This is a genomic window from Kitasatospora sp. SUK 42 (assembly GCF_015776785.2).
Lineage (GTDB): Bacteria > Actinomycetota > Actinomycetes > Streptomycetales > Streptomycetaceae > Kitasatospora.
The window spans coordinates 247,087-258,549 of sequence record NZ_LFMD02000002.1 but is presented as its reverse complement, the minus strand read 5'-3'; the positions used below and the strand labels follow the sequence as shown (position 1 = coordinate 258,549).

10 protein-coding genes are annotated in these 11,463 nt (G+C 71.2%); 4 read left to right on the top strand and 6 right to left on the bottom strand.

What is annotated here, in order from left to right:
* Nucleotides 1-31: 31 nt before the first annotated feature.
* Both tal and tkt read right to left on the bottom strand, forming a co-directional pair.
* Nucleotides 32-1,174, bottom strand: a complete 1,143-nt coding sequence (tal, locus tag RZ50_RS01105; protein ID WP_196952653.1) for a transaldolase — start codon at nucleotides 1,172-1,174, stop codon at nucleotides 32-34.
* Nucleotides 1,175-1,265: 91 nt separating this feature from the next.
* Nucleotides 1,266-3,365 carry a transketolase gene (gene tkt, locus RZ50_RS01100; protein ID WP_196952652.1) on the bottom strand — a complete coding sequence of 700 codons (2,100 nt, stop codon included), beginning with the start codon at nucleotides 3,363-3,365 and terminating at the stop codon, nucleotides 1,266-1,268.
* A gap of 462 nt (nucleotides 3,366-3,827) precedes the next feature.
* On the opposite strand from tkt, the gene RZ50_RS01095 reads away from it, so the two are divergent.
* Complete coding sequence (locus RZ50_RS01095; protein WP_196952651.1) at nucleotides 3,828-4,775, top strand: heme o synthase; 948 nt, start codon at nucleotides 3,828-3,830, stop codon at nucleotides 4,773-4,775.
* Between the two features lie 78 nt (nucleotides 4,776-4,853).
* Here RZ50_RS01095 and RZ50_RS01090 read toward each other — a convergent pair whose 3' ends face one another.
* On the bottom strand, nucleotides 4,854-5,495 hold the full coding sequence (locus RZ50_RS01090) for a DUF2461 domain-containing protein (RefSeq protein WP_308271111.1): 642 nt from the start codon (nucleotides 5,493-5,495) through the stop codon (nucleotides 4,854-4,856).
* A 72-nt stretch (nucleotides 5,496-5,567) separates the two neighbouring features.
* Here RZ50_RS01090 and RZ50_RS01085 point away from each other — a divergent pair, with 72 nt between their 5' ends.
* A complete protein-coding gene (locus RZ50_RS01085) occupies nucleotides 5,568-5,906 on the top strand; it encodes a hypothetical protein (protein ID WP_196952649.1) in 339 nt (112 codons plus the stop codon).
* 78 nt (nucleotides 5,907-5,984) lie between these two features.
* On the opposite strand, the gene RZ50_RS01080 is transcribed toward RZ50_RS01085, so the two are convergent.
* Nucleotides 5,985-6,956 (bottom strand): heme A synthase, encoded by a 972-nt coding sequence (locus tag RZ50_RS01080; protein ID WP_374199854.1) that lies wholly within the window; start codon nucleotides 6,954-6,956, stop codon nucleotides 5,985-5,987.
* 244 nt (nucleotides 6,957-7,200) lie between these two features.
* Between RZ50_RS01080 and RZ50_RS01075 the strand changes: the two genes are divergently transcribed.
* Both RZ50_RS01075 and RZ50_RS01070 read left to right on the top strand, forming a co-directional pair.
* Nucleotides 7,201-8,532, top strand: a complete 1,332-nt coding sequence (locus RZ50_RS01075; protein WP_196952647.1) for a choice-of-anchor A family protein — start codon at nucleotides 7,201-7,203, stop codon at nucleotides 8,530-8,532.
* Nucleotides 8,533-8,868: 336 nt separating this feature from the next.
* On the top strand, nucleotides 8,869-9,552 hold the full coding sequence (locus RZ50_RS01070; protein ID WP_196952646.1) for an LAETG motif-containing sortase-dependent surface protein: 684 nt from the start codon (nucleotides 8,869-8,871) through the stop codon (nucleotides 9,550-9,552).
* 73 nt (nucleotides 9,553-9,625) lie between these two features.
* On the opposite strand, the gene RZ50_RS01065 is transcribed toward RZ50_RS01070, so the two are convergent.
* Together RZ50_RS01065 and RZ50_RS01060 are read right to left on the bottom strand one after the other, a co-directional pair.
* Nucleotides 9,626-10,426: an ABC transporter permease gene (locus RZ50_RS01065; RefSeq protein ID WP_196952645.1), complete on the bottom strand. Its 801-nt coding sequence runs from the start codon at nucleotides 10,424-10,426 to the stop codon at nucleotides 9,626-9,628.
* Nucleotides 10,423-11,349 carry an ABC transporter ATP-binding protein gene (locus RZ50_RS01060; protein ID WP_196952644.1) on the bottom strand — a complete coding sequence of 309 codons (927 nt, stop codon included), beginning with the start codon at nucleotides 11,347-11,349 and terminating at the stop codon, nucleotides 10,423-10,425. Before RZ50_RS01060 ends, RZ50_RS01065 begins: the two co-directional genes overlap by 4 nt.
* Nucleotides 11,350-11,463 lie beyond the last annotated feature (114 nt).

Genomic DNA, 11,463 nt, shown 5'->3' with positions numbered 1-11,463 from the left:
TCCGCTTTCGTGCGCTGGCTGTGAGCAGGGGTCACTTCTCGCCGGCGAAGGAGGCGAGCGAGGCGGTGACGGTGTCGAGCAGTTCCTGCCAGGACTGCTCGAACTTCTCCACGCCCTCGTCCTCCAGCACCTGGACCACGTCGTCGTAGTCCACGCCGGCGGCGGCGATGGCGTCCAGGACGGCCTTCGCGTCGGCGTAGTTGGGGACGATGGTGTTGCCGGTGACCACGCCGTGGTCGCCGGTGGCGTCCAGGGTGGCCTCGGGCATGGTGTTCACGGTGCCGGGGGCGACCAGCTCGGTGACGTACAGGGTGTCCGGCAGGGCCGGGTCCTTGACACCGGTGGAGGCCCAGAGCGGGCGCTGCGGCTTGGCGCCGGCCGCTTCGAGGGCCTTCCAGCGGGCGCTGCCCTCGGTCTTGCCGTCGACCGAGCCGAAGACCTCCTCGTACGCCTGGTAGGCGAGGCGGGCGTTGGCCAGGGCGGCCTTGCTGCGCAGCTCCTTGGCGGCGCCGCCGATCTTGTCCAGGCGCTTGTCGATCTCGGTGTCCACGCGGGAGACGAAGAAGGAGGCGACGGACTCGATCTGGGAGAGGTCCAGGCCCTTGGCCTTGGCGGCCTCCAGGCCGGTCAGGTAGGCGTCGATGACGGCCTTGTAGCGTTCGAGCGAGAAGATCAGCGTGACGTTGACGCTGATGCCCAGGCCGATGACCTCGCTGATCGCGGGCAGGCCGGCCTTGGTGGCGGGGATCTTGATGAAGACGTTCGGGCGGTCGACCAGCCACCACAGCTGCTTGGCCTCGGCCACGGTGGGGGCGGTCTCGTGCGCCAGGCGCGGGTCGACCTCGATGGAGACGCGGCCGTCGCGGCCGTTGGAGGCGTCGTAGACCGGGCGCAGCACGTCGGCGGCGTCGCGCACGTCCGAGGTGGTGATCATGCGGATCGCCTCGTCGGTGGTGACCTTGCGGACGGCGAGGTCGCGCAGCTGGCCGTCGTAGGAGCTGTCGCCGCTGCCGGCGATGGCCTTCTGGAAGATGGTCGGGTTGGTGGTGACACCCACCACGTGCTTGTTCTGCACCAGTTCGGCCAGGTTGCCGGAGTTCAGCCGCTTGCGGCTGAGGTCGTCCAGCCAGATCGCAACGCCTTCGTCGCTGAGGCGCTTCAGTGCGTCAGTCATGGTGCTTCAGTCCTTCTTCTTCATTGTGCTTCGTGGGGTGGTCGAAGGGGGCCGCGTGCCCGCGTGCGGGCGGGCACGCGGCCCGGAGCCGCTAGCGGTTGACGGCCTCAAGCGACCGCAGCGCGTTGTGCGCCTCGGCCACCACGCGCTCGGCGGTGATGCCGAACTCCTCGAAGAGCACCTTGTAGTCGGCGGAGGCGCCGAAGTGCTCCAGCGAGACGATCCGGCCGTGGTCGCCGACCAGCTCGCGCCAGCCCTGGCCGATGCCGGCCTCGACCGAGACGCGGGCCTTGACCGACGGCGGCAGCACGCTGTCGCGGTACGCCTGGTCCTGCTCCTGGAACCACTCGAAGGACGGGATCGATACCACGCGGGTGGCGATGCCCTCGGCCTCCAGGGCCTCGCGGGCCTGGACGGCCAGCTGGACCTCGGAGCCGGTGCCCAGCAGGATCACCTGCGGGTTGCCGGTGGACGCCTCGGCCAGGATGTAGCCGCCCTTCGCGGTGCCCTCGGCGGAGCCGAAGGTCTCGCGGTCGAAGGTCGGGACGTTCTGGCGGGTGAGGGCCAGGCCGACCGGGCCGGGGTGGCTGGTCTGGCGCTCGATCACGGTGCGCCAGGCGACGGCGGTCTCGTTGGCGTCGGCCGGGCGGACCACGGACAGGCCCGGGATGGCGCGCAGCGAGGCCAGGTGCTCCACCGGCTGGTGGGTCGGGCCGTCCTCGCCGAGGCCGATCGAGTCGTGCGTCCAGACGTAGGTGACCGGCAGCTTCATCAGCGCGGCCAGGCGGACGGCCGGGCGCATGTAGTCGGCGAAGACCAGGAAGGTGCCGCCGTAGACGCGGGTCCTGCCGTGCAGCGCGATGCCGTTCATGGTGGAGCCCATGGCGTGCTCGCGGATGCCGAAGTGGATCGTCCGGCCGTACGGGCTGGCGGACTTCAGCGGGTTGCCCTCGGGGAGGAAGGAGCTGTCCTCGTCGATGGTGGTGAGGTTGGACTCCGCGAGGTCGGCCGAGCCGCCCCACAGCTCCGGGATCACCGCGCCGAGGGCCTTGAGGGTCTCGCCGGAGGCCTTGCGGGTGGCGACGTCCTTGCCGGCCGGGAAGGACGGGACGGCCTTCTTCCACCCCTCGGGCAGCTCGCCGGCCTGGATGCGGTCGAAGTCGGCGGCGCGCTGCGGGTTGGCGGTGCGCCAGGCGTCGAAGCCCTGCTGCCACTGGTCGCGGGCGGCCTTGCCGCGCTTGATGACCAGGCGGGCGTGCTCGATGACCTGGTCGCTGACCTCGAAGGTCTTCTCCGGGTCGAAGCCCAGGACCTTCTTGGTGGCGGCGATCTCGGCGGCGCCGAGCGCGGAGCCGTGGGCCTTGGCGGTGTTCTGGGCGTCCGGGGCCGGCCAGGCGATGATCGTGCGCATCGCGATGATCGACGGACGGGAGGTCTCGGCCTTGGCGGCGGCCAGCGCCTCGGCGAGGGCCGCGACGTCGATGTCGCCGCTGGCCTTGGGGGTGACCCGCTGGACGTGCCAGCCGTACGCCTCGTAGCGCTTGAGGACGTCCTCGGAGAAGGCCGTCTCGGTGTCGCCCTCGATCGAGATGTGGTTGTCGTCGTAGAGGGCGACCAGGTTGCCCAGCTTCTGGTGGCCGGCCAGCGAGGAGGCCTCGGCGGAGATGCCCTCCTCCAGGTCGCCGTCGGAGACGATGGCCCAGATGGTGTGGTCGAACGGCGACTCGCCGGCCGGGGCCTCCGGGTCGAACAGGCCGCGCTCGTAGCGGGCGGCCATCGCCATGCCGACCGCGTTGGCGATGCCCTGGCCGAGCGGGCCGGTGGTGGTCTCGACCCCGGCGGTGTGGCCGTGCTCGGGGTGGCCCGGGGTGCGGCTGCCGGCCACCCGGAAGGCCTTGAGGTCGTCCAGCTCCAGGCCGTAGCCGGAGAGGTACAGCTGGGTGTAGAGGGTCAGGCTGGTGTGCCCGGGGGAGAGGACGAAGCGGTCGCGGCCGGCCCATGCCGGATCGGTCGGGTCGTGGCGCAGGAATCGCTGGAAGATCAGGTACGCCGCGGGGGCCAGTGACATGGCCGTCCCGGGGTGTCCGTTGCCGACCTTCTGGACGGCGTCCATGGCCAGGACCCGCGCCGTGTCAACCGTCCGCTCGTCCAGTTCGGTCCACTCGAATGCGTTCGTCGGCGTGGTGCTCACCCTGTCAGGGCTCCTTCCAATGTGAAGAGTGACCCCGTGATTGGGGACCGGGTCGGCCACGGCGCTGTGGTCTCGACTGTGGATGGTGCCGGTCACGGAGGGTAGATCCCGCTTCTGCGTGCGAGCCTACCGTCCGGGCCGGTGGCTCACCCTGCGTGCCGGGACAACCGTGATCACCGCACGGTGATTCCCACGAGGGCGAACTGATTGGTTTTGTCCCAGCGTCTCCCGATTTGCCGCCCCGCGCCGCCCCGGTGGTCAGGACGGGTTGTGAGGCCCGCCGGAGCCCCTCGGGGGCCCCGCCCGGCCGGGTTCACCCGGGGGTGTGCGATCCGCCTCGCCGGGGGACCCCGGGGCCGGATGGGATATATGGAGCGTCTAAGGTGGCGTGGTACGCGCAGAGCGGACGATTCGGGACCCATCGTTCCTGTGGACGCCTGCGAGGATTCATTCTCAGTTGGGGTGTTAGTGACCGCCGTCGAAACCCGTCCCGCCGGGGTCACCGGGGCGACTCCTGCGCACCGGCCGATCGGGGCCCGTGTCGGCGCATTCGTCGCACTGACGAAGCCACGGATCATCGAGCTGCTGCTGATGAGCACGGTGCCGGTGATGTTCCTCGCCCAGCAGGGCGTCCCGAACATGCTGCTGGTGCTGAAGGTCGTGGTCGGCGGCTACCTCTCGGCGGGCGGTGCCAACGCCCTCAACATGTACATCGACCGCGACATCGACGCGGTGATGTCCCGTACCGAGCGGCGGCCGATCGTCACCGGGATGGTGTCGCCGCGCGAGGCGCTGGTGTTCGGCATCGCCCTCGCAGTCGTCTCGACCCTGCTGCTGGGCTTCGGGGTCAACTGGCTCTCCTCCGGGCTCGCGCTCGGTGCGCTGCTGTTCTACGTGTTCGTCTACACGCTGGGGCTCAAGCGGCGCACCTCGCAGAACATCGTCTGGGGAGGCATCGCCGGCTGCATGCCGGTGCTGATCGGCTGGTCCTCGGTGACCAACTCGCTGTCCTGGGTGGCGGTGGCGCTGTTCCTGGTGGTGTTCTTCTGGACGCCGCCGCACACCTGGGTGCTGTCGATGAAGGTGCGCGAGGACTACGAGCGGGCCGGCGTTCCGATGCTGCCGGTGATCAAGGGCAACGTCGCGGTCGGCAAGCAGGTCGTCGCCTACTCCTGGGTGATGGTGGCGGTCTCGCTGGCGGTGTGGCCGCTGGGGCACATGAGCTGGCTGTACCCGGTCACCGCGGTGCTGCTGGGCGGGTTCTGGATGCGTGAGGCGCACGCGCTGTACAGCCGGGCCAAGGCCGGGATCGTCGGCGCCAAGCTGAAGGAGATGCGGCTGTTCCACTGGTCGATCACCTACCTGTCGCTGCTGTTCGTGGAGTGCGCGATCGACCCGTTCCTGAAGTGACGCTTGTTCGACGCTGAAGAGCCCCGGTCCTGGTGGACCGGGGCTCTTCACGTTTTCGGCGATTGGGCCGGACGGGGCCTAGCGGGAGGGGAGTTCGGACGGGCCGACGTGGCCGTCCAGCCAGTCCCTGAGCGGCTGGGAGGCGCGCAGGAAGGCGGTGATCCTGGTTCCGGCCGTCCGGGTGCCCAGCCACGTGGCGGGCTCCCACTCCTGCCAGGCCACCAGGCCCTTGTGGCGCAGCAGCTCGATCCTCGGGTGGTCCCTGGGGTAGCCGCGCGGCGCGGACTTGAGGGAGTCCCGGCCGTGGACCCGGGGACCGTCCGCTTCCACCGCGGCGATCACCCGTACCAGCTCGGCGCCGCCGACGTCCTCGGCGACGGCGGCGCGGTAGCGCTCCAGCTGGTCGGGGGCGAGCTGGTACATCCCGTTGCCGCAGGCCAGGCCGTCGGCGGAGAGCTGGATGTAGCCGCCGGTCTCCAGGTGGGCGCCGATGTGCGTCTTGTACGGGGACTTGTCGGCGCTGAAGCGGACGTCGCGGTGGGGGCGGAAGATCTTCCCCGGCCCGAACTCCGGCTCCAGGTCGGCGAGCAGCAGCTCCATGGGGGCGCGTATGGCGTCCTCGTACTGGTCCTTGTGGGCCTGCCAGAACGTCTTCGAGTTGTCGGCTTCGAGGTGCTCGTAGAAGTCCAGGGCCTCGGCTGGCCAGCCTTTGAAGGTCACCTTCCCAGTATGTGGCCCGGTGCACAGGGCGTCCCCGTCGCCAGCGCCGCTACCGGTGGGTAGCATGCGGGCATGACCAGCGCAGAGACCGCCACCGCCGCGGCGTCGGACGCCCGTACCGAGCGCCGCGCCAAGCGCATCGCCAAGCACCTGACCAGCTTCGCCCGGCAGCACGGCGGCAGCGCCGACGCGGTCGTGGAGTACGTCGGCTCCGTGGCCACCCGGATCGTGGTGGTCGGCGCGGACGGCGCCTGGGGGGACCAGGTGGCCCCGAGCTACGCCGTCGGCCGGCGGGCCGCCCAGCTGGCCGGACTGACCCTGCACGACGACTTCGAGGGCGAGCTCGGCCTCAAGGTGAAGACCGGCGAGTACGAGTGGAAGCGGATGGCCGGGATCCAGCTCGGCGGCTGACCGCACCCGGATGAACGCCGACGGCCCGGCTCCCCCGCGTGGGGGAGCCGGGCCGTCGGCGTGTGCCCGGGCGGGCCGTCAGACGGACGCGGTCTGCGGGGTCTGGACGGGCAGCTGCCCGGGGGTCGCCTCGACCTCGCGGGTGCGCAGGGCGAGGGGGATGCGCAGGGCGGCGATCCAGGTGAGGGTGGCGCCGAGCATGTGGAGGCCGACCATCAGCTCGGGGGCGTCCGTGAAGTACTGGACGAAGCCGAGCACGCCCTGGAGCAGCAGGACCGCGAGCAGCTCCCTGGCCCTGGCCCTGGCGGGCTGCGGGGCCTTCACGGCGGCGAAGACGAAGATCACCGCGATGGACAGGCCGACCGAGACGAACGCGAAGTCGGCGTGGAACTGGGCCAGGCGGTCGTAGTCGATCGGGATGCGCGGGACGATCTTGTTGTCCGAGGGCGTGCCGGGGTGGTGGCCGGCGCCGGTCACCAGGGTGCCCGCCGCGACCAGCAGTCCGACCACGGTGACCAGGACGTACGAGAGCTGGTGGATCGGCCGGGCCACCGAGAGCCTGGCCGGGCCGTCGCCCTCCTTGGACCGCTCCCACATCAGCAGCGCGACCCAGATCAGGGCCATCGCGGCGATCATGTGCAGCGCCACGGTGTAGGGGTTGAGGCCGGTCAGCACGGTGATGCCGCCGAGCACGGCGTTGCTCATCACCAGCCAGAACTGGGCCCAGCCGAGCTTGGTCATGCCGCGCCGCCAGGGGCGGTGGCAGCGGGCGGCCAGGATCGCCCAGCCGACGGCGGCGCTCAGCACGTAGGTGAGCATCCGGTTGGTGAACTCGACGACGCCGTGGAAGCCCATCTCGGCGGTGGGCGTCAGGCTCTCGTCGGTGCAGCGGGGCCAGGTCGTACAGCCGAGGCCGGAGGCGGTGAGCCGGACGGCGCCGCCGGTGACGACGATCACCACGCTCATCACCAGCGCGGCGAACGCGGCGCGCCGGACCATCGCGGCGGAGGGCTGCCAGCGCTCGGCGAGCAGGGAGAAGGGGTTAGGCACGGGGTCAATCGTAGGCGGCCTTACAGCCGATCTTGGGGCGGGGCGCGGGCGGCGCGCGGGAACTGTGCGTAACAGATGGTCGGCGACACGCAGGGGATCGACACGCGGACAAAAGGGGATGGTTCGGTCAAGATCTGCATTGGTCTTGACCATTCACCCGTTTGGCCGAAAGAGTGCGGCTTGGTCCATACCATTTCGGGCCCCCTCCCCCCATTTATGCCCGCACGCAAGCGGAGAGCTGCACATGCGCATACCCATTTCCGCCGCCGCGCTCGCGGTAGGCGGCTCGCTCGCACTGGCCGGCCTGACCATGCCGGCCGCCCACGCCGTCGGCACCGACCAGGAGTGCCGCAGCCTCGGAATCGCCAACGGCTACGGCGAGTTCATCGAGGGCGACGACACCCACACCCCCGACGCCGAGGGTGCCGTCGCGGTCGGCGGCAACGCCGACTTCACCGGAGGCTTCTCGGTCGGCCAGGAGCTGACCGCCGCCGAGCTCGACGCGCTGCCCGGCAAGAACGCGCTCGTCGTGGCCGGAAAGATCACCGGCCACAACACCCAGGTGATGAAGGGCAACGGCGTCTACGGCGCCAAGGCCGACGCCGCGGTCGTCCAGGCCCACGCCGGTGGCATCGCCCAGGGCGCCTCGCCGATCGACTTCAAGGCCGAGTTCGCCAAGCTGCGCGCCGCCTCGACCTCGCTGGCCGCCGTGCCGCAGACGGCCGGGGCCACCGTCCAGACCGAGGGCACCAAGCTGACCTTCAGCGGCGGGGACGCCAAGTACAACAGCTTCACGGTCGACGCCGCGAAGCTCCAGGGCGCCAAGGACGTCTTCGTCAAGGTGCCGGCCGGCTCGGTGACCGTCATCAACGTGACCGGCGGGACGTACGACATGGCGGCGGCCGGCACCACCGGCTTCCACCTGTGGGACGCCGGCAAGTCCGCCTTCGTGCTGGACGACAAGCTGCAGAGCGCGGCGAGCGGGGCGATCCGGGCCAAGCTGCTCTGGAACTTCCCGACCGCGACCAAGGTGGTCAAGAACAGCCAGGCCGCCTGGGCCGGCACCGTGCTCGCGCCGAACGCCGCCTTCGACCTCGGCAGCGGCGGCCCGGTCAACGGCTCGGTGATCGCCGCCTCGCTGACCGGCAAGGGCGGCGCGGAGACGCACCACTACCCGTTCACCGGCTGCCTGCCGGGCACCGTCGTGCCGACGCCGTCGGTCACCCCGCCGGTGGTGGTGCCTCCGGTGGGGCCGAGCGGCACCCCGACCGTCCCGGCGACGGCGACGCCGGGAACCTCGGCGAGCCCGTCCGGCACCCCGAGCGTTCCGGCGACCGGCAAGCCGGGCACGAGTGCGTCGCCGAGCCCGTCCGCCTCGTCCTCGGCCGTCGCGGCCGCCGCGACGGCCGCGCCCTCCGGTTCGGCCAGCCCGTCCGCCCAGGCGAACGCGGGCGGCAACCTGGCGCACACCGGCTCCGGTCCGGTGGTGCCGCTGGCGATCGGCGGCGCGGTGGTGATCGCGGCCGGTGCCGGAATCGTGGTGGCGGCCCGGCGCAAGGCGGCCAGGAAGGCCTGAACTGTCTGAATGGCCCGAACAGTTGGAATGACCTGAACGTTCGTCGGCTGATCGACAAGACGCCCTCGGTGATTGAACCTGATCACCGAGGGCGTCTTTTTGCCTTGATGTTGACGAAGTTCAGTCAGGTTTGCCGAATCCGTGTTCTGCGAGGTGGTGGCTGTGATGGGCTGGCCATGCACATTCGGGAACGGACCGACAGACGAAATCCGGTCGTGCGGCGGGGTGTGGCGAGGTGCGGAAGTGCCGGTAGAGTCCCCCGGACAGTCGTAGCGGGCCACCGCAAGACACTCCAACACGCCTGCTGCGCATGACCGTTCGGAGGGGAACAGCGTAATGGCGCGACAGCAGCGGCACATGCGGATCGGCGCGGCGGCGATCGCCGGCACGGCGACGGCCGGATTTCTCCTGCCCCTGGCGCTGGCCACCAACGCCTCGGCGCACGTACCGACCTGGTCGGTGACCTGCGACAAGGTCGTCATCAGTCTGATCAACTACAGCGGCAACGAGACCGTGAAGAACACCGTCAGCCTCACCATCGACGGCGAGAAGGTCCTGGACGGCAAGATCTTCCCGGCGGAGTTCCACGGCTCCTACCCGGTGAAGGACCACAACGCCCCGATCCAGGCCCACCTGGTGGTCAACACCACCGAGACGCCGAGCGAGCGCGGCTGGAACATCGACGAGACCAAGACCATCGAGCCGTGCCACACGCCGACTCCGACCCCCACCCAGACCCCCACCCAGACCCCCACCCCCACTCCCACACCGACCCCCACGCCGACGCCCACTCCCACGCCGACGTCGACCCCGACTCTGACGCCGAGCACCACCCCGTCGGCCACCCACACCCCGAGCAGGACCCCGGCCCCGGTGCCCACCACCAGTGCGCCGGCGCTCGCCCAGACCGGTAGCAGCGACGCCACCCCGGTGATCGCGGCGGCCGGCGGCGGTGTGCTGCTGGTCGGTGGCGCGCTCGTGCTGCTCGCCCGCAAGCGCCGTGGCGGCAGCCAGGGCTGACGCACCGTCGGCTGAAGCACGCGACGCCCCCGGCCGCATGCGGCCGGGGGCGTCGCACGTTGCCGGTGGGCGGCTACTCCCAGCGGAAGAAGCGGGCGGCCGCGGCCAGGCCGAGGACGGACCAGCCGGCCAGGATGCCGAGGTCCGACCACGGCACCCCGGCGCCGTGCTGCAGCACCGACCGCAGACCGTCCGAGAGCGCCGAGATCGGCAGCAGCTCCAGCACCGACCGCACGGCGTCCGGGAACCTGCTCAGCGGCACGATCACCCCGCCGGCCAGCAGCAGCAGGATGAACACCAGGTTGGCGCCGGCCAGCGTGGCCTCGGCCTTCAGGGTGCCGGCCATCAGCAGGCCGAGGCCGGAGAAGGCCGCGGTGCCGAGCACCAGCAGCGCGACCACCGACAGGAAGTCGCCCTGCGGGGACCAGCCGAGCGCCAGCGCGATCACCGACAGCAGCGCGACCTGCAGCGCCTCGGTGACCAGCACGCAGCCGGTCTTGGCGGTCAGCAGCGCCCAGCGCGGCAGCGGGCTGGCGCCCAGTCGCTTGAGCACGCCGTAGCGGCGCTCGAAACCGGTGGCGATGGCCTGCCCGGTGAAGGCGGTGGACATCACGGCCAGCGCGAGCAGGCCGGGCGCCAGGAAGTCGACCCGCTTGCCGGGGCCCTCCACGGCGACGATGTCGACGGCGGAGAACAGCACCAGCAGCACGGTCGGGATGACCACGGTGAGCAGCAGCTGCTCGCCGTTGCGCAGCAGCATCCTGGTCTCGAAGGCGGTCTGGGCCAGCAGCATCCGGCCGACCGGGGCCGCGCCCGGCTTGGGGGAGTAGTCCGTGGCAACAGTGTTGATCGTTCCCTCACTTCGTTCGCTCATGAACGGAGCTCCCGTCCGGTCAGGTCGAGGAAGACGTCTTCGAGGCTGCGGCGCTGGACGGACAGCCGTTCGGGCAGGATGCCGGAGGCCGCGCACCAGCCGGTGACGGTGGCCAGCAGGCGGGGGTCGACGGGCGCCTCGACGCGGTAGCTGCCGGGGGCGGTCTCGGTGGCGGTGGCGCCCTCGGGCAGCTCCTTGAGCAGCGGGCCGAGGTCGAGCCCGGGCGGGCCGTCGAAGCGCAGGCTGTCCTCGGCGCCGCCGCGGCACAGCTCCTCGGTGGTGCCGTCGGCGATCACCCTGCCGCGGTCGACGATGGCGACGCGGTCGGCGAGCTGCTCGGCCTCGTCCATGTGGTGGGTGGTGACCACCACGGTGACGCCGTCCCGGCGCAGGTCGCGGACCAGTTCCCAGGTGGCGCGGCGGGCCTGCGGGTCGAGGCCGGCGGTGGGCTCGTCCAGGAAGACCAGCTCGGGGCGGCCGACCACGGCCATCGCCAGGGCGAGCCGCTGCTGCTGGCCGCCGGACAGCCGCCGGTAGGTGGTGCGGCCGCAGGAGCCGAGGCCGAGGCGTTCGACCAGGTCGTCCACGTCCAGCGGGTGGGCGTGCAGTCTGGCGGTGTGCCGCAGCATCTCGACGGCGCGCGCGCCCGCGTACACGCCGCCGGACTGGAGCATCACGCCGATCCGGGGCCGCAGCGCGGCGTTCTGGGCGACCGGGTCGAGGCCGAGGACGCGGACGGTGCCGGCGTCGGGGCGGCGGTAGCCCTCGCAGGTCTCGATGGTGGTGGTCTTGCCGGCGCCGTTCGGGCCGAGGACGGCGGTGATCGCGTTGGTCGCGATGGTGAGGTCGAGGCCGTCCACGGCCGACTTGTCGCCGTACCGCTTGACCAGCCCGGCGATCTGGACCGCGGGTTCGGAGTGCATACCGGCGAGTGTAAGAGTGCTTCACGGGGTGGCCCGACGCCGCCTCGTTGATCGTTTCCGCAGGCGAGGTAAGCCTTGCCTGCGTGACAGATGCCACGGGTGAGGCCTGGGTCA